The organism is Pseudomonas sp. GW823-FHT06B06 (assembly GCF_058795195.1).
The window spans coordinates 240,948-258,829 of record NZ_JBXAHO010000003.1 but is presented as its reverse complement, the minus strand read 5'-3'; the positions used below and the strand labels follow the sequence as shown (position 1 = coordinate 258,829).

Annotated in this window: 15 protein-coding genes; all 15 read right to left on the bottom strand. The window is 53.1% G+C overall.

Annotated elements, in window-relative coordinates; all coding sequences use genetic code 11:
* Position 1 precedes the first annotated feature (1 nt).
* The 15 genes from AC1Q8Q_RS04195 to AC1Q8Q_RS04125 all read right to left on the bottom strand — a co-directional run bounded on the left by AC1Q8Q_RS04195 (position 2) and on the right by AC1Q8Q_RS04125 (position 17,881).
* Positions 2-1,120, bottom strand: coding sequence for a glycosyltransferase family 4 protein (locus AC1Q8Q_RS04195; RefSeq protein WP_103406893.1), 1,119 nt, complete (start codon positions 1,118-1,120; stop codon positions 2-4).
* Positions 1,121-1,132: 12 nt separating this feature from the next.
* A complete protein-coding gene (locus tag AC1Q8Q_RS04190) occupies positions 1,133-1,876 on the bottom strand; it encodes a glycosyltransferase family 2 protein (RefSeq protein WP_103406894.1) in 744 nt (247 codons plus the stop codon).
* Positions 1,877-2,812 carry a GDP-L-fucose synthase family protein gene (locus AC1Q8Q_RS04185; RefSeq protein WP_115284124.1) on the bottom strand — a complete coding sequence of 312 codons (936 nt, stop codon included), beginning with the start codon at positions 2,810-2,812 and terminating at the stop codon, positions 1,877-1,879.
* 7 nt (positions 2,813-2,819) lie between these two features.
* On the bottom strand, positions 2,820-3,905 hold the full coding sequence (gene gmd / locus AC1Q8Q_RS04180; protein WP_103406341.1) for a GDP-mannose 4,6-dehydratase: 1,086 nt from the start codon (positions 3,903-3,905) through the stop codon (positions 2,820-2,822).
* A gap of 202 nt (positions 3,906-4,107) precedes the next feature.
* Entirely contained in the window at positions 4,108-6,534 is a 2,427-nt protein-coding gene (locus AC1Q8Q_RS04175; RefSeq protein ID WP_103406342.1) for a hypothetical protein, read from the bottom strand.
* A 237-nt stretch (positions 6,535-6,771) separates the two neighbouring features.
* A complete protein-coding gene (locus AC1Q8Q_RS04170) occupies positions 6,772-7,782 on the bottom strand; it encodes an FkbM family methyltransferase (RefSeq protein WP_103406343.1) in 1,011 nt (336 codons plus the stop codon).
* Complete coding sequence (locus tag AC1Q8Q_RS04165) at positions 7,775-9,118, bottom strand: ABC transporter ATP-binding protein (protein ID WP_103406344.1); 1,344 nt, start codon at positions 9,116-9,118, stop codon at positions 7,775-7,777. Before AC1Q8Q_RS04165 ends, AC1Q8Q_RS04170 begins: the two co-directional genes overlap by 8 nt.
* Positions 9,108-9,938, bottom strand: coding sequence for an ABC transporter permease (locus AC1Q8Q_RS04160; RefSeq protein ID WP_103406345.1), 831 nt, complete (start codon positions 9,936-9,938; stop codon positions 9,108-9,110). The genes AC1Q8Q_RS04165 and AC1Q8Q_RS04160 overlap by 11 nt, the downstream gene beginning before the upstream one ends.
* Positions 9,935-11,878, bottom strand: coding sequence for a glycosyltransferase family protein (locus AC1Q8Q_RS04155; protein ID WP_103406346.1), 1,944 nt, complete (start codon positions 11,876-11,878; stop codon positions 9,935-9,937). The genes AC1Q8Q_RS04160 and AC1Q8Q_RS04155 overlap by 4 nt, the downstream gene beginning before the upstream one ends.
* Before the next feature lie 56 nt (positions 11,879-11,934).
* On the bottom strand, positions 11,935-12,936 hold the full coding sequence (locus AC1Q8Q_RS04150) for a GDP-L-fucose synthase family protein (RefSeq protein ID WP_313451297.1): 1,002 nt from the start codon (positions 12,934-12,936) through the stop codon (positions 11,935-11,937).
* Between the two features lie 704 nt (positions 12,937-13,640).
* A complete protein-coding gene (locus AC1Q8Q_RS04145; RefSeq protein ID WP_103406348.1) occupies positions 13,641-14,030 on the bottom strand; it encodes a GtrA family protein in 390 nt (129 codons plus the stop codon).
* A gap of 3 nt (positions 14,031-14,033) precedes the next feature.
* Complete coding sequence (locus tag AC1Q8Q_RS04140) at positions 14,034-14,975, bottom strand: aldo/keto reductase (RefSeq protein WP_103406349.1); 942 nt, start codon at positions 14,973-14,975, stop codon at positions 14,034-14,036.
* A complete protein-coding gene (locus tag AC1Q8Q_RS04135; RefSeq protein WP_256590389.1) occupies positions 14,972-15,781 on the bottom strand; it encodes a glycosyltransferase in 810 nt (269 codons plus the stop codon). Before AC1Q8Q_RS04135 ends, AC1Q8Q_RS04140 begins: the two co-directional genes overlap by 4 nt.
* Positions 15,723-16,868, bottom strand: a complete 1,146-nt coding sequence (locus AC1Q8Q_RS04130; protein WP_103406351.1) for an FAD-dependent oxidoreductase — start codon at positions 16,866-16,868, stop codon at positions 15,723-15,725. Before AC1Q8Q_RS04130 ends, AC1Q8Q_RS04135 begins: the two co-directional genes overlap by 59 nt.
* Entirely contained in the window at positions 16,868-17,881 is a 1,014-nt protein-coding gene (locus AC1Q8Q_RS04125; protein WP_103406352.1) for a glycosyltransferase, read from the bottom strand. The genes AC1Q8Q_RS04130 and AC1Q8Q_RS04125 overlap by 1 nt, the downstream gene beginning before the upstream one ends.
* Position 17,882 lies beyond the last annotated feature (1 nt).

The window sequence follows — 17,882 nt, the reverse complement described above, 5'->3', positions numbered from 1 at the left end:
TTTATCGTTGCTCGTTCATCAGGTCCTGATAAACCTTCATATATCCCCGCAACATTTGATCGCCGGTAAATATCTCGGTGTATCGTACCTGTGCTTTTTCACCCATCACCGCTGCCTCTTGGGGATGATCCCACAAGTAACGCATGGCTTCGCGAAAGGCGGTTGGGTTCTCGGGTGGGACGGTCAGCCCTGTTTCATTGGCAATGTTAATGTAGGTGGTCCCGGTGCCGATTTCGCACGAGATCATTGGTTTTCCATACATTGCACCTTCCAGCAATGCAACGCCGAACGCTTCTGAGCGAAGGTGCGAAGGGAATACGATGGCGGTGGAAAGTTGAATCAACGCCACCTTGTCCTCATCGTCAACTTTCCCTAAAAAGTGCACGTTCTGAAGCCCAAGCGTTTCGGCTTGTTCCATGAGCTCTTGTTTCTTTGGTCCGTCGCCAACAATAACCACGGGGTACCCAGTGCCTTGGATGGCCTCGAGTAACGTGTGCAGGCCTTTGTAATAACGCAGCACGCCAACGAACAGGAAGAACCGCTCGGGCAGTTGTTTCGCCCATCGCGCTTTCACCGAAGGAGAGGGGATTGGGTAACTCTCCTTATTCAGGCCTATTGGAATGATGCTGATCTTTTCGCGGAACGCAGGCAATACGGCGCTGGATTCCAAATAGTTGGGCGATGCGATAATGATTCGGTCGACGCTACTCAAGAATTTGTTCTGGAGTGGGCGATAAAGCTTTAGCAGCTTCTTTTGATCGACGATGTCCGAATGATAGGAGACAACGCTAGGCTTTTTTATCCGGCTGACGAAATGGATGACATCCATGAACGGCCAAGGGAAATGGTAGTTAATGATGTCAGCCTGCTGCGCGAGCTCTTTGAACTTCGAGTACGCCTGGTTCGAAAAGCCCGTTGAAGCGATTTTTATGTTTTCTTTAACTTGGTGCGTCTTATAACCGTCCAGCTCCAGTACTGTCGGGCTTGGGTGGGGGGACAGTGCAAGGACTTCGCAGGTCGCACCGAAACGAGGCGACTGTTGGCAAATTTGATGTATAACTTGCTCCACACCGCCCATGGTGTCGGGGTAGGCAGTTTTATAAAAATGCAAAATGCGCATGGCAAGTTCCGATTAGGGGAAGATGGATTTTAGCCAGACGGCGTAGGGCTGAAAGAGCCACCACTTCAAGGGAACGCTACCGTGATGCCTGCGTACTACCGCGATCGCTTCCGCGTAATGGCGCCGGCGTAGGGTTTTTGTCTTGGTCTCTTCGTGCTCCCGATTAACGGCTACGAAAGCATCCACATGGGTGAGAGGACCGACTTCTTTGAAGAGTCGCCACCAGAGATCGTAGTCCATTGCCATGTGCATAGAGGCGTCTACGCCGTCTATGGTTTCCCAGGCCGATCGGCGGATCAATGTGGCGGGCTGCGAAATGATGCAGCGCAGCGACAGCCGACGCTCACTGAACGGCTCAACCCATACAGGCTTGCGCTTGCCAGTGTTTTGAATGACGTTCCAGCACTTGCCGTAGACCGCTGATGCCTGTGGTGCGGCGTTAATAGCTTCGATCAGTCGTTTCAACCCGACGGGTTCGAACCAGTCGTCGCTGTTCAGCCAGCAGACAAAAGGGGCTTTGCCTTGAAGGATGCCTTCATTGATGGCGGCCGCTTGACCGTCATCGCGGTGACTGCGCCAGCCGGCCAACTTGTGTTCCCATTTGCGGATAACTTCCACCGAGTTGTCGGTAGAGCCGCCATCCAGAACGAAAACCTCTACAGGAACGTCCTGTTCGAATATTGACCTCAAAGCATCGTCGAGATAACGGCCTTGGTTGAATGAAGGTACTGCGATCGTGACCAAGGGTTGGGACATTCAGAGGTGATCCGTACGGCTGAGAAAATCTTTGTAGGTCAGAGCTATACCCTCACGCAGTTGCGTTTGGGCCGTCCATCCCAGGCCTTTCAAACGGTTGATATTGAGTAACTTGCGAGGTGTGCCATCGGGTTGGCTATGGTCGTATACGATCCGACCGTTGTAGCCGACAACCTCCATAATCAACTCGGCAAGTTCACTGATGGGCAGGTCGCTCCCCATGCCTACGTTGAAAAGTCCGCTTTCGATGTTGGACTCCATCAGGTGCACGCAAGCATCGGCCATATCTTCAACGAAAAGAAACTCGCGTCTTGGCAAGCCCGAACCCCAAACCACCAACTCCGATGCACCGCTCATTTTTGCCGCATGGGCTTTGCAAATCAGGGCAGGCAGCACATGGCAGTTTTCCAGGTCATAACTGTCATTGGGGCCATACAGGTTGGATGGCATGACAGCAATGAACTGAGCGCCATATTGACGGTGGTAGTTCTCGCACAGTTTGACGCCAAGGATCTTGGCCACTGCATAAGACTCGTTGGTTTGCTCCAACGGTCCTGTCAGCAGGTAGTCTTCGTGGATTGGCTGAGGGCAATCGCGCGGGTAAATGCAGCTGGAACCCAGAAACAGGAGGCGCTGAACCCCATGTTTCCAGGCGCTGTGGATCACGTTCGCCTCTATCATCAAGTTTTGATATATAAATTCAGCTCTGAAATTGTTGTTGGCTTTGATCCCGCCAACCCTGCCGGCAGCCAAAAACACGATCTCAGGTTTCTCTGCGGCAAAAAAAGCATCCACAGCGGCCTGTTGGGTCAGATCGAGTTCGGCGTGCGAGCGAGTAACGAAATTGCTGAACCCAGCGGCGGATAGCCGCCGCTGGATCGCGGAGCCAGCCATGCCGGCGTGCCCTGCGATATATATTTTGGCGCTTTTATCCACCTAGCTATTACTCGTGGTAGTCGTAGACGGAGTAACCGTGTTTTTTCACCAACTCATCGCGAGTGGCTGACTTCAAGTCTTCGGTCATCATCTCGGTGACCAGTTCTTCAAAGCTGATTTTAGGTGTCCAGCCCAGCTTTTGCTTGGCTTTAGTTGGGTCGCCCAGCAAGGTTTCCACTTCAGTTGGGCGGAAGTAGCGTGGGTCAACCGAAACGATGCACTTGCCATCGGCGTCGTAGCCTTTCTCATCAGCGCCTTCACCCTTCCAGGTGATGTTGATTTCGGCGTGTTTTGCCGCGGCATTGACGAAATCGCGAACGCTGTATTGCTTGCCGGTGGCGATAACGAAGTCTTCCGGATGTTCCTGCTGGAGCATCAGCCACTGCATTTCGACGTAGTCTTTTGCATGGCCCCAGTCGCGCAGCGCGTCAAGGTTGCCCAGGTACAGGCAGTCCTGCAGACCCAGCTTGATGCGGGCGAGCGCACGGGTAATCTTGCGGGTTACGAAGGTTTCACCGCGCACCGGGCTTTCGTGGTTGAAGAGGATGCCGTTGCAGGCATAGATGCCATACGCTTCGCGATAGTTGACGGTAATCCAGTAAGCGTAGAGCTTGGCCACCGCATACGGGGAGCGAGGGTAGAAAGGCGTGGTTTCTTTCTGAGGGGTTTCCTGTACCAAGCCATACAGCTCGGAAGTGGACGCCTGATAGAAACGGGTTTTCTTCTCGAGCCCCAGGATCCGGATCGCTTCAAGGATGCGCAGTGCACCCAGTGCGTCGGAGTTGGCGGTGTATTCAGGCTCTTCGAACGATACGGCAACGTGGGACTGTGCGGCCAGGTTGTAGATTTCGTCGGGTTGCACTTGCTTGATGACGCGGATCAGGCCGGTCGAATCAGTCATGTCGCCATAATGCAGGACCAGGCGACGGTCGGAGTCGTGTGGATCTTGGTACAGGTGGTCGATTCGGTCGGTGTTGAACGATGAGGCTCGGCGCTTGATTCCGTGCACTTCGTAGCCTTTCTCGAGAAGCAACTCGGCCAGGTAGGATCCGTCTTGACCTGTTACTCCAGTAATAAGCGCAACTTTTTTCATATGCTTCTCTTGACGTGTTTTTTAAAAAGTATATTTGAAGTGAAAGTGAGGAACGCAATTCCTCACGATTGACCGACTCAGCCCAGACTCAGGCCGATAATTTCCTATACTGCCTCAATGAGGCCGAATTCTCAATGTGTGCCGATGAGCTTACGACTTGGCAAACTCATCTGCACCCTATTCGAGCATTGACTGTGTGCAATCACGGGGCGGGAGAACAGCTGGCGTTAGAGAACCAGGTATTTCCATCTTGAACCAGTTCAAATTGCAATGAATTGGCAGGGTCCGCTGTGTATTGATTGGCGCCAGTATAGTCTTTCAGATCGAACACAAGCCGTTTTTTCTCGCCCGGTTTGACAACCAAACCTCCTGCCATCCGATAGCCCGAGTCCCATAATAGCATTTTGCCGTCTGGGCCTTTTACGTGTACCCCAACGCTAATCGGGAATGAACCCTGACCCAGGCTAAGGTTAAAAGTTCCATTATTATTAAGGTCTATCGCAACGCGCTGTTGTTTGTCGAGCGCAGTGCAGGTCAGTGTGACGTTGAGGTCTGTTATAGGCAAAATCGCGGAATCGCCGCTGCCTTTAGTTAGCAGCGTCACGTCTTTAAAAATCTCTGGGTGCTGGGTGCGCTCTATACGCAGAGGGAAGGGCGCACGGTTATCGTTCAGGAAATGTTCAAGCTTCTCAGCATCAATCAGTTCTGGGTAAGCGTTCTTATCAAAAGGCGTGGCAGCGTTTATCGTCAGGCTGTCGATGGCCGTGTAGTCTTTAGAGTAGGACACCTTGAAATTTGCCTGTGGCAGCAGTACGTGTGCAAACCGCCCGGACGGGTCTTCAACCACAAGAAGCTTCAGCGCTTGCAATGCCAACTTGATTTTTGCGAACTCATCATCTTTTACAACGATCCTGTCAATGACGAGGGCTTTGAAACCGACCGCTTGAATTTCATTGAGCAATGCGTCGATGGGTAACTTTGAAATGCGTCGATTCCAGTTATCTGCCGGGCTGTTTTTTGAACCGCCATTGCTCCAATGAATATGCTCAGAGAATAAATACAGACGAATATGGTTGAACGAACCCCAGCCATAGTATTTGTTGTTTGTCAGGTACTGGGAGTAAGGAAACTGATAAACCATCGCGTCCTTCGGCAGTTCCGACTCCAACTGTTTGACGAATGCGGTTTCTTGCGCAACGCGAGGCCGAATGTCAGGTGATCTGTTCGCTACATTGGCGGGGGTCTGGTCGTAGATGCCCAGTGCAGTGATGAGGACAAGGGCTGCCGCTATTACGGCGGGGCGGCGGAACGTACTCAGGGCTCGGCTGGCTATCAGCGCGCCCAAGAGCAAGAGGGCAAATTCCATGAATATTGGAAAGCGGTTGTAGGCCCTGATAGTTGGGAACACGAATGCGATGAGGGTGCCGAGTCCACCGGAGATGCTTGCCAGAAAGACGAAAAAGATAATCGCTAGAAGGCTGTCCCCCAAACCAATAAAGCTTTTGTTGTGCTCTGAAGTTGTACCGCCGTCGGCAAATACGCTACGACGTAGTTGCGGCACCATCAACAAGGTGAAACTCAGGAACAGCAAGGCGGTGCCGAAAATGCCAAGCGTAATTGAGGCGGGTATAGCAATTTTCCGAGCGGCATTGCTGCTCTCGACCAAGCGATCGCCCACATGGCCCAGCGCGGAGACGTGATGTTGCTGGTTGGGGGTTATCAGTAACTTGAGGCTGCTGCTGTAAACTTCGGACTCGAGCGGGAACTTTTGCAGTACGGGGTCGGCGATGTTGTTCTGGTAGAACTCGTCGTGGTGGGATTTTTTATATTGATACAGCGGCAGCTGAATCAACAGCGAAACGACCACCAGCACCGCAATGTACAGGATTGCCGGAATAAGGATTCTTGGCTTTTTCCAACCCCCCACAATCAGTCGAATGGCACCGGCGCATCCAAATAGCAGTAGTGAGAAAAATGCGTAATAGCCATCGGACAGGGCGATCAGGATAATAAAGAATAGGCCGAGCAGAAAGGACTTGTTCTTGAGTAACGCTTTCACCGCGACCGGCAGTTTGGCCGCTGTCAGAGTCTCGTCAAATTTACCCTGAAACGTCCAAATGATAGCGACCATCGCCAGGGGGATGCAGAAGTAGTTAGGCAAAAATGAGTAGATAAGAATATTGAAGCGGTAGGTGCAAAAAGCAAACAGCAGCGCGGCGCTGATCGCCGGTAAGCGAGCTATGCAAAGCAGGCGGCATGCCCAATAGGCAGTGATTGCGATCAGTGGGAAGTTTAAGATGAAGTACGTTTGCTGCAGGGTGATGGCACTGTCGAAAAAAGGGCTCATCGCCAGCATTATAATAGAGTGCAGGGCGCTGGTTTGAGCGGCAGAGTGATAATGCCAACTGGCAACTTCAGGAGCGCCGAGGTAAGGGTTGTAAAGAATCCAGCCGGTTTCTTTCAGCACTTTAGTTAAGGTGAATTGCCAAATATCATCGAGGTGTTCATAGATGAAGGGCGAATCGAGACCTGACTTGTCCAGCCCCATTGCATAGTAGGCAATGACTAAAGGTACAATGATCAAACATAATAACGTTAGCGCGGTGTGCTTTGGGTTGTTAGCTATCATGCCTCAGTGATCCTTACTCATGTGTGCGCTGAAATTTTCCACGCGGCCGTTCGGCGGTGTGTACGGCAAAGGCACAAGACTGCAGCCTGCTTGCGCAGCGTTAGCGCGCTTTGCTGATTACCGTGTTTGTGCGCCACCGCCCCTGAGCGAATGTCGAGCGCTGTACAGTCGCTCGCGCCGGCGCTAACTCAGGGGTGGTGGGCATCTTCTTTCACGGTGGTGTTGCTTAGTACACATTCAAAATGTTTGCCAGCTGTCATCAGGCGTGAGCCAGAAATCATCGTTGATGGCAGAAAATACCGGGTGCGAATCGAATGCTGACTTTGGTGACAAGGCCGCCAACTTGCCTTCGGCAACGTCTTCGCGTACGAAAAAAGCGTTAAAGCAGCAGGTTCCTACTGCACAAAGCCTGTAGCCTTTTGGCGCCAGCAGGCTAGTCCACGCGGTCAGGCTGGCCGCGCCCGATTGCTGCCACCTGAGGCTAAACTGTTCCCGGTCTCGCTGAACGACGCTGTAGCGTTCGCGAAAGCGTTTTTCGAACTCAACGACAATGACGCGTGGTTTGATCGCGCTGAGATTTTCCATGACGGCAAAGTCACCGCCATCAATATCAATAATAAAGAGGTCGGGCTCCGGCTCCTGGTTCGCAGCCAGCAGCAGCTCGTTAATGTTCTCTGGGCTGATGGCGTGTTGAACGATCGCCGGTGAGTAGTACTCGGTTAAGCCCTCGCGCGTCCAATGATAGTGGCGTGTGGAGGCGGTACGCGCGAAAAAGTAGCGCATCTTGTTGCACTCGGTCGCATCGAGTTCGAAGATCGTGCCGTGCCAGCCATGATTGACCAGCAGATTGGTCGACAGATTTTCAGGAATGCCTACATCGGAGCCGTTGCAATTGCTGCCTATTTCTACAACATAACGGTTGGTGCAACCGATATGGGTGAACAGGCGCAGCAAAATACCGTCTTCGTCATTTTGCGAAAAAGCGCGGAACCCGCTGTCCGCCAGCTCCGTGGGTTCCAGTACGGCTGCCGAGTTGTACTTCCAGCTGTGCATCAGATGCTTTTGCTGTGCGGCATCCGCATTGCTGATGAAATTTCGATGCAGCAATGGGTTAAAGCCGGCGACGTCTTCAGTCGATAGGCCCTTGTTCAGCAGAATGGTCTCAAAGTGCAACTGGCGTTCTGTCAGGGCCTTCAGCTCTTTCAGGGCTTCTTCCAGCTGTTGGGACAGCGTATCGAGATCAGGCATTTGACTTTTCTTCCAGTAAATCCACGAATACGACTGGGTGCATATTAAAAATGCCCCCGTAGAACGCCGCCAGTGGTGACTCGGTGACCTGTAACTGCTCTACGTCATGCATCAGCAAGCTGTATTCTTCAAATTCGCTTCTGGAAAAACCTTTATTGGCCACTCCCACTGAAAATGAATATTGACCCGCCTTCAAGTTCAAGTTGAGGTTGAACCGAACGAGTACTTGGTCGCCTTGCTGGCAGGGGGCGTCGGGCATTTGCAGGGCAAAGGTGCTGGTTTCGAACAGGGAGCGGCCCAGGCGGTCTCTCACGATAAGACCGTACGCAGGTCGCTCGAAATGTTTGTTGAGCTTCACGACATAACGGACGGTCAGCTGTGTCTCACTTTCAATGTAGGTGACGGGGTGGTTCTCCGCATCCAGCAAAGCAAAATCGATCAGTTCCGCATCACCATTGGTGGTGATGGTCGTGGCTTTGGTCCACGCAGTCGGATGCTCGATAACTTCAAGGCTTTCGGAGGTGGGTGCAACGCTTTGATCAACCGATACCTGGCTGCCGCTCATATCGGTCTTTCTCGCCACCAGGCCTTGATACAGGTCGATCACGTCCCGAGGGGCACCAAAGCTCAAGGTTCTGCCATGACTTAATAGCAGAGCTTTGTTGCAAATGTGTTTTACCGTGTTGGCATCGTGGGACACGAACAACAGGGTGCCCCCGCGTTCACGAAAGCTTTCCAGGCGCTGGAAGCACTTTTGTTGGAAGTAGGCGTCGCCCACAGCCAGCGCTTCATCAATGATCAGGATGTCGGGCTCGAACGCCGTGGATACGGCGAAGGCGACACGCATTTGCATGCCGCTCGAATACGATGAAATCGCTTGATCAAAATGGTCGCCGATATCGGCGAACGCTTCGATGTCGGGGATTTTTGCATCGATTTCTTTGCGGTTGAAGCCCAGCAAGGCGCCATTCATGTAGACATTTTCGCGCCCACTGAACTCAGGGTTGAAACCCGACCCCAGTTCCAGCAGCGCGGCGACCCGACCATTGATGCTGACTTTGCCTGTGGTGGGGGTCAGGGTGCCGGTAATGATCTGCAAAAGCGTACTTTTACCACTGCCGTTCAGGCCGACAATCGCGCAGGACTCACCTTTGCGCACCTCTAGAAAGATTTCCTGAAGCGCCCAGAATTCTTTGAAGTAGTTGCGGCTTGGCCTGCGAAACAGTCGGCGCAGCCTGGGGTAGATGAATTGCTTGAGTTGGTCGCGAGGGTGTTCGAATATTTCGAATCGCTTGGAAACGGCTTCCACACGAATCGCGAATTCATTAGAGGACATTCGCAAATCCTTTTCGAGTCTTTTGAAACCAGCTATAGCCGGCCCAGGCAATACTCACGGCAATTGCCGCGTAAATCGCCAGGCCTTCGAAGTCGGGCATTGATCCGGCGATCAGCACCGCGCGAGCTTGCTCGATGATGAAGGTCAGGGGGTTAAGCATTAACCACGGCTGAATCTCTATCGGCAACGCCGAAATAGGATAAAACACCGGGGAGGCAAACAGCAGCAAGGTCATGAGCAAGCCTATTGGGTGGGCTACGTCGCGCAAATACACCCCAAGGGACGCGAGTATCCAGGCCAGCCCCAAAGACAGAACAATCAACGGCGCAATCACCAAGGGCAAGAAAAGCACGGTCCATGGGATGGTGCCGTGCACCAGAAGTTGCGCCGCCAGCAGGACCCCGATACTCACCAGGGCATGGAAGAACGAGGTGCCCATGGCGATAATCGGAAGAATCTCCAGGGGAAACACCACTTTCTTCACGTAGCTGATATTGCTCAGGATCAGCGTCGGGGCTCTTGTCAGGGTCTCGGCGAACAGGCTGTGAACGATCATTCCGGTAAACAGCAGGATGGCGAACTCGCTTTTGCTCCCAGGCTCGCCGGTTCCCCAGCGAGCCTTGAATACCACTGAAAACACCAGCGTATAGATGACCAAAAGCAGTATCGGGTTCGCAAACGACCACAAAATACCCATCATCGAACCCTTGTAGCGTCCGATAACATCTCGTTTGGTCATTTGTTGGATCAGGTTCCAATTCGACCAAACGCTCTTGAGCAGGGAAAACAACGATATAGGAGCAGGGGCGTGTGGGTTCATCCTAGTTTTCGCTTCAATACTGCAAGACGCGCGCTAAGACCTTGGGTCCTGATTGCGTGGATCTGGGCTTTAACCCAGGTCTTGTTAAGAAACAGCCTGGCGATAGACCGATTCGGCGCTTCGATGTAAACGGGCGCGGGGGCCGGGGACATGTAGAAGCCTGCCGACACTTTGAGCACCTGCGGATTGAAATCCTTGATGAGCTCGGTTTCGGCTGCTTCGTCCCACGCTCTCTCAGGAAATGATTGGCGAATATCCAGGATGACGGTGGCAGGCAAAAGATGCTTGATCTTGCCGGTGATCATTGCAGCCAGTGGGCGTCCGTCAAGGTAAGGCAGCGCAATATCCAAGTCGGTTGGAAGGGTGGCGGTCCGGAAGATGAAGCGACCGTAACCAGGCGGGCCTGCAGCATCCACATGACCAAAGTCGATCAATTCATGCACGGTATGCACCGGGGAGTGGCCGTCATCCATAATGGCTGCCGTTGCCGCACAGTTTACCTCTGGGTCGCTTTGCAGTGCGCCGGCCAGAGCGGTCAGGTGGTTGGCGAGCAGCTTCTCATTGGGCGCGACAAATACGATTGCATCGGAGTGCGCCGCGTCTGAAACCAGCTCCTTGAGCGTTTCACCCAAGAGGCGTTTAGCCTTGATTTCAGGATGAATACCGTATTTGTAGCCCTCTACTTCCTTGATCTGGATAGGGGTAGGGCAGGTACTCAGGATTCGCGAAATTTCTGATTTGAGATCGCTTGCGGCGACTCGGTCGATTACCAGGGTTGCCGTGAAGTTGGTGTAGTTTTGGCGGGCGACACTTTCGACGTGCTTTTTAAGCGCGGCGGTGGAGTAGTCCAGCATCAGCAAGTTGAGGCTGATCTGTGTCTTCTCGCCGCCCGCGCCCAAGTGTCGAGCGGTCAGTTGCTGTTTACGCTCGTTCAGCCCGGTGTAGAGATCCTTCAAGTTGCCAATCAGCGAGTAATGCTCATTGAAGATGGCTTGTGCCTGCTTGATCTTGGCCAGCGCTTCCTCTGGGTGGTTCTTGATCCAGCTGAGGTGCGCGGTGATATCGCCGTAGATTTGTTCCATTGGCGAGCGGCTATCGATATAGAGCAACGAGTCGCCGAAGAATTTGCGTGCGAAAGGGTTTTCGTCGCAGATGACGAGCGTACCGGCTGCAATGGTTTCGAACAGGCGGTTGGACATCATTTCTGAGTCGCGGTGGGCCTGCGAAGACAGCACCAGCGCGGCGCCGGCTTTGGCGATTTCGTTGATCATGGAGAACCCGTCGAACGGAATCTCCCTGACATAACTCTGGTAGCCTTCCCAGACACGCACACCTTGGAAAATGGTCGGGCCATAGATTTTCAGCAGGCCGGTAGGGTCCAGACGCTTGAGTACTTCTTGCTGGCGCGATTGGCGGCTGCTGACGATGGCTTCCCAGTTGATACCGGCATAGAACAGTTTGCCGTCACCCAGGGAGGGTTCGTGGACGATCTTGGGCGTGGAATGGTAAAGCTTGAAGTGCGCCGGCAAGTGCGTAGTGGAACCACGAACCATACGCGCTACATGGTCATCGGCTGCAACGGAGCTGCAACTGAGGAAGTCATCATGTGTGGTCAGGTTGCGCGAGCAGCGTTGATATCCCCATTCATGGTAGAACTTCAACGGGTTCCACAGTGCTACAAAGGAGAAGGCATCGTAGCGCTTGGGGGTGTCGTAATGCAGATGGATCACAAAATCGACATTCGCCTTTGATACTTTTATGTCGGGGGCCGAAATCAGGCCGCCATCGGCATGCACTTCAACGCATTCAACCCCGATGGCTTTAGCGGCCAGTTTCAGGCGCGCGATGCACTCATCTTCTGCGGTTTTAATACCCGGCCAAAGCTTAACAACGCCAAAGCGGCCAAATACGCCCTCGGGCAGAAGGAAATCATTGCTCATTTCACAGCATCCAACTGTAGGAGTTAAAAAAGACGACGTCTCGGCTTCGCCCTGCATCAGAGATCGATGCGTGCATCTGGCGTTGGCGACTCAAGGAGCCCCAAGAAGTCTTTGTAGGCGCTTTCAAGCCCTACTTTCTCGTTGATACTCGGCTTCCAGCCGAGTGCCCGAACTTTGCTGCTATCAAGCAGTTTGCGCATGGTGCCATTGGGTTTGTCAGTGTCGTAGACAATTTTGCCTTGATAGCCGACGACTTTCGCGATCATCGCCGCGAGGTCAGCAATGGCGATGTCGTGGTTGCAGCCAATGTTGTAGAGGTCGTCGGTGGTCGGGGCGAGCATGACGCACTTCATTGCATCAGCAAGGTCGTCGACATGCAGGAGTTCGCGACGCGGTGTGCCGTCACCCCATACGACAAACTCGTCTTTCTCGAGTACCTTGGCCTCATGCGTGCGGCGAAGAATGCCGGCAACCACATGGCTGTGTTGGGAGTGGTAATTATCGCCAGGGCCATAGAGGTTGGGTGGGATAATTGACACGAAGTCGCAGCCATATTGTTTGCGGTAAGCCCGGCACATTTCAATGCCGGCAATCTTGCTTACCGCATACGCGCGAATACTTTCTTCCAGCGGACCCGTGAGCAGTGCGGATTCAGCAATCGGTTGCTCTGCATTTTTGGGATAGGTGCAGTTAGTCGCCACGAAAAGTAACTTGGTAGTGCCGAACTTATGTGCCCCAGAAATGACATTTGTTTGAATCATCAAATTGTCATAAATGAATGATGCGGGCAACGTTGCATTGGCGTGAATGCCGCCGACTTTGGCGCCGACGTGAAAGATAAAATCTGGGCGATTCTTTTCCATCCAATCGTACACGGCGGCTTGGTTGGTAAGGTCCAGATCAGCTCTGGACGTCAGAAGCAACTGGGCATCCTCACCTTTGAAGTTACGCACTACAGCAGAACCGAGCATTCCCCTGTGGCCTGTAATCCAAACTTTTTTCCCGGCGAAGCGTGAGGTCGAGCCCTGTACCGATGCATTGACGTTTGTTGCAGACATTTTATCATCCTAATTGTTTAGAAAGCTTTGCAAAATCACCTTCGCTCCGCATCCCTTCGCCGTGCTCAATCTATCAGTGCGCATGACCAAAGAGTGCCTCCTGCATCAGAGTGAACTCTCGACCTAGTAGTGGACGTGCAATCAAGGTGGCGCCTGCTCTGTCCAACAAGATGACCGTGTAGAGGAAAATGAGTTCCGGTTGAAAGTCGACCTCATAAGTCCTCGAACGCTCATGCCGTCTCGGGGCTCGGAAGCCCGATCCAGCTTTTCTTATGGTCCGTCTGCCGTGGCTGGCGTACCTGCTGAAATATCGAGCGGTAAAGTCGACTATACGGCCGCGCCTTCGATCAAGATTTTCCTGACAATCAGCCCATCGACTATTTTAACCTTGCTCAAAGGAGCTTCTTGGCGACGAGCGGTTAACCTGCCCAGACCCTCTATACTGCCTGTTTTCAAGGCGCGCATGAAAGCGATGTTACCATGCTGTAGGAATTTTTCCTATCCGCCAATCGGAGTGGTCAATTATTTTTTGTGGCCGGGGTTCCTGGCGTAACGCGCAAGAATTGCGTCTCGAAACAGGCACCTGTACCCGCCAGATGCCGGTGTGTTACGCCGTCAGGCAGCGGGCAAGAATGAAGTGGTCGCACGTCGCGATAGGGGTCAAACCTGAGCGTTAGCCGTAATCGCAGCGTGTGACCGTCGAGTCATTGTTTCTCATAAGTAGCGCGTTGGTTAAAAACGTAGCGCTTGTTCAATATGTAAAACAACACCGTGTAGGTTCCCATGGCGAGGATTTGAGCGATTTCCGCGCGAACACCAAACACCCTGTGGAATACGATCAGGACCAATTGGTTGATCAGGAAGGCCACCAGAAACGCAACAATGAACCTTGGGACCATGCCAGGGTGGAATGTCGATGTGTTGAATACGAAAACCTTGTTAAGCAGGAATGCAAAGACCAGCGCAATGCCATACCCTGCCGCGTTCGCATACTCGGCATGTATATTGAACTGGGTGAACAGTACGCAGAACACACCATAGCCAATCAAGGTGTTGATAACGCCTGTCAGGGCATATTTTATAAGCTGTATCATGCTTCAACCATGGTGAGTGTGTTCGGCCAGCGAGGCTAATAACGCTGAATGGTCCGAATGATTGAAGGTGTTGCGCAGCGCGTCCCAATAAGACAGGGTGCTGAGCAATTGCTCTTTGTTTCGTGGGCCAATAATCACGCCGCACAGTGCCGGGTTGGCAAAGATGAATGCCAAGGCGAGATCATTCATCGTGGTGGGGCGCGGAACAATCGAAGTGTTCGACGCGAGGAAATTTGACAGTTTCTCAATCAAGGTGGTGGAGTGGACTATTTTCCTCAACTCGGCGGAACTGTTTTTTTCAGCCGGCGTTGCTTTTATTCCACCCAGGTTGATCCCGTAGGCTAAGTACTTTGCATTGGGAAAATGCGGATAATAGCTTTCACGAGCGGCGCGAGTGGTAAAGTTTTCCTTGACCTGTATGAGCCAGTGTTCAGACAGCTCGGGCTTGGCCTTGTAGTACTGGGCGGGAAACTTGATGCCTGACAAACCAATGCCCAGGCCGAGTTGACGCAGGGTCGCCATAGCCTCCAGGGTCTTTTCGATGTCGACCAAGTCCTGTTGCTCGCCGCCGCGATTGTCCCAGTGCACCGATACACAGGACAACGCGAGCCCCAGGCGATCTTTGAGCTCATTGGCTGTTGAGAGAATGTTAGCGGCAGACAGGTCAGTGTCGGGAGAGCCTGAGTTATCAGTGGCGCCAATTTTGGCGATGACGGATACGTCTGTGCCAGGGTTTGACTTCACCCAGTGTTCAACCCAGCGTATGGCAAGGCCGAAGTCTTCCGAACGCTTATTGATGGGGTAATTAGACGCTGTGTCGATCGTGTTGCCCCCCTTGGAAACAAAGGTATCGATCAGTTCGTGCGCGCTGCTTTCGTCTATGCCCCAGCCCCATAGGGCCGTGCCGAGCACCAGCGTTTTGTCGTCATTCGATAGAGTGATCATGAATGGGGCGCGCTCTTAGAGTGACGTAGCCGTTGGCGGAGTGCAAACATTGCCTTCAAATACTCCAGCGAGAGCTTGATGATTTTAACTTTGGAGTTGGGGTCATCAGTCCAGGTGACGGGGAGGTCCAGCACGGTGTAATTCATGTGCTCGGCGGTGACCAGCAGTTCGGTTGCAAAAAACCAGCCGTCACTTTTGGCGCCTTCACTCATCAAGGGGGCAAGGACACTGCGCTGCAGGAATTTGAAACCGCACATGCCATCGCTGAACGAGGTTTGGAAGATGAATTTCACAATGCGGTTAAAACACGCACTGGTGAAGTTTCGCAAGGGCGTGCGCCCGATTACCTTTGCGCCCTTGGCCAGGCGAGAGCCGGTCACGATATCGGCTTTTTTAGCGATCAGGCTGCTGAGTGCTGGCCGCAGGTAGCTCAGGTCGGTGGCAAGATCAAGGTCCATATAGCCAACGATGTCAGCGGTGGAGGCCGTCCATGACGACTTCAAGGCCAGGCCGACACCGCGCTTTTCAAGGCGCAAATAGTTGACGTTCGGAAATTCTTTCGAGAGTGCTTCGCCAATCGCTTGAGTCGTGTCGGTTGAGCCGTTATCCGCGAGGGTAATGGTGATGATGCCGAGGTCGTTAAGGTGTTCCTGGATATACGCGTGAGCGGTCTTGACCTGCTGGGCGAGGGTCGCTTCTTCATTCAGAATCGGAATGGTGATTTCGATAGTGTTAGTCATTGTCTGCTCAAGAGTCGGGTTCGGTTTCGCTGAAAACTTCGAGGTCGAGTTTTTCCAGGACGTCATAGATGTTGTCGATCTTACCGCCCAGAATGGAGTAGCAACCAGGCAATGTGGCGTGCTTTTCGAACAGGATGGGTCGCCCGTCGTCCCCTTCGCTTTTTGTCAGCACGGTCTTGACTTCAAACAGTGAGCCTACGTAGGTCGAGTTCAAGACGGCCGGAATGTATCTGCCCACATCTCTGACCATTCGATCGACGCGGCTGGCCTTGTCATACGCACCCAGTTTTTCGTAAGGGTTCACGCCGCGCTTGTCGTCCCAGTGCTGATGAGGCGTGTAGCGGACATGGGACAACGTATGAAGCCCGCGAGCCGGGAAAGGCATCATCGAGAAAAACGGACCATCCATCACCGTGATCCCCAAACCTTCCAGGGAGGAGGGCATGTGCATCAGCGGCATTTCGGTAATTTCGTGTTTGAGGCCCGTTTGCACGCCGGTGAAGTCACCATTGAAATGATTGATGCCGCTGTAGGTACAGTTGAAGAGGTACTCACAGGCAATCAGTTCTTGTTGACCGTCTTTTCCTTCGATAACGACCTGGACTGCAGACTTTGAGGCCCTGGATATTTCGACTGCCCGGGTTTCGTAGAGGACGTGCACGCCGCTTTCTTTAAGTTCGCGCTCCGCCCAATCAGCGAGCTTCGTGGTGTCGAAGGCGTACTCTTGGACGAGGAATACATCTTCGATCAAGCGCGGTTCAAACAGCGCCTTCAGCTCCGGTGCGGCGGGTTCGATAGCCGAGCCAATATCCCTGCAAAACCGCTCGAATTGCCTGGCCGTGACCTTTGAGTTGCGTCGGGCGATGGCATAGAGCTTTGTGAAGTCTTGCTTAATAGCGTCCGGCCAGTCACGTACAAACTTCGGCAGGTTTACCCGGCTCCGATAAGCCGTGGTAAAGCTGCGCGGGTAATGGTAGCCGTTATGAACGCGAGCCTGGTTGTTGTACGAAGCGCGCATCAGCAGGGCCGGTTCGCGCTCAATCAGCAGTACACGCTTGAGGCCGCGTTGCTTGGCGAGATACACGGCGATTGCGGCGCCGTAGAAGCCCCCGCCTATTACTACTGCCGTTTGCTGAGGGTGTGGGCTTGCCATCAGGATAGGAGGCCGTCGGTTTTGGCGGGTACGGAGCCAACTTCTTCGATATTGAGTTTTTCCAAGCGCGTCATGCGCGCACTGGTGAACTCTTGGCCAACATGATAAAGCGGCCCCTCGTTCGACAGGCTGGCCATATTCAGGATGTATTCGCCCAGTACCAACAACACCAGCGAAATCAGGAAAAACATACCCGATTGTTGCAGCGAAAAGCTCACCCAGCCAGGTGCTACATCAGGCTTCAGGGCGGCCACGGCAAGCACGTAGATGGAGTACACCACGTTGGCGAGCGCGCCGAACAAGGACAAATAGGTGACAAGCCGCATGGGCGCGCGCGTAGTGGATACGAGCAGTCGCATGCCTCGATCAATACTCTCACCTAGGCGCTTGGGGGGTGATGACTTCGGTGCCGCACTGTAGGTGAGGTAGGCTTTCGCGAATCCGCCGGTTGCTGGCAGATGGCGATAGGTCATGGCCGGTTGCGGGTGCTGGAGGATAAAGTTGATGACGCGCTTGCTGAGCATGCGATATTGCGGCGCCTCTTTGGCAAGGTTAACGCCGTTAAGCCTGTTGTATAACCCGTGAAAAGCCGCGTTAGCACCTCGGTAGGCCAGGCTTTGCGATGGTTTTTGCTCATTATTGGCAAACACTACGTCTGCGCCATTGGCAGCCTTTTCGAGGATTTGCGGAATAAAGCTGATGTCATCCAGTAAGGGATTGATGACGGGAACGAAGTCGCCGAGCGCATTTTCCAGGCCGACCCACGAGGCAGTATCTGTATCCACTTCTTTAGTCAGTGCATAGACCTGCAGGTTGGCCAGCCCACTTTCCGCAGTGAGTTGCTTGAGTACGGCGATGCTATCGTCATCGGAGGCGTTATCTACAATGATTAGTTCGTAGTCGCTGACGAGCGTGGAAATGATTGCGGTGGCTTCGGTCAAATATTTTTCAATATGCTTTGACTGGTTGCGAACAACAAATACGACAGAAAGGAAGCAGGGGAAAAAGTCCATT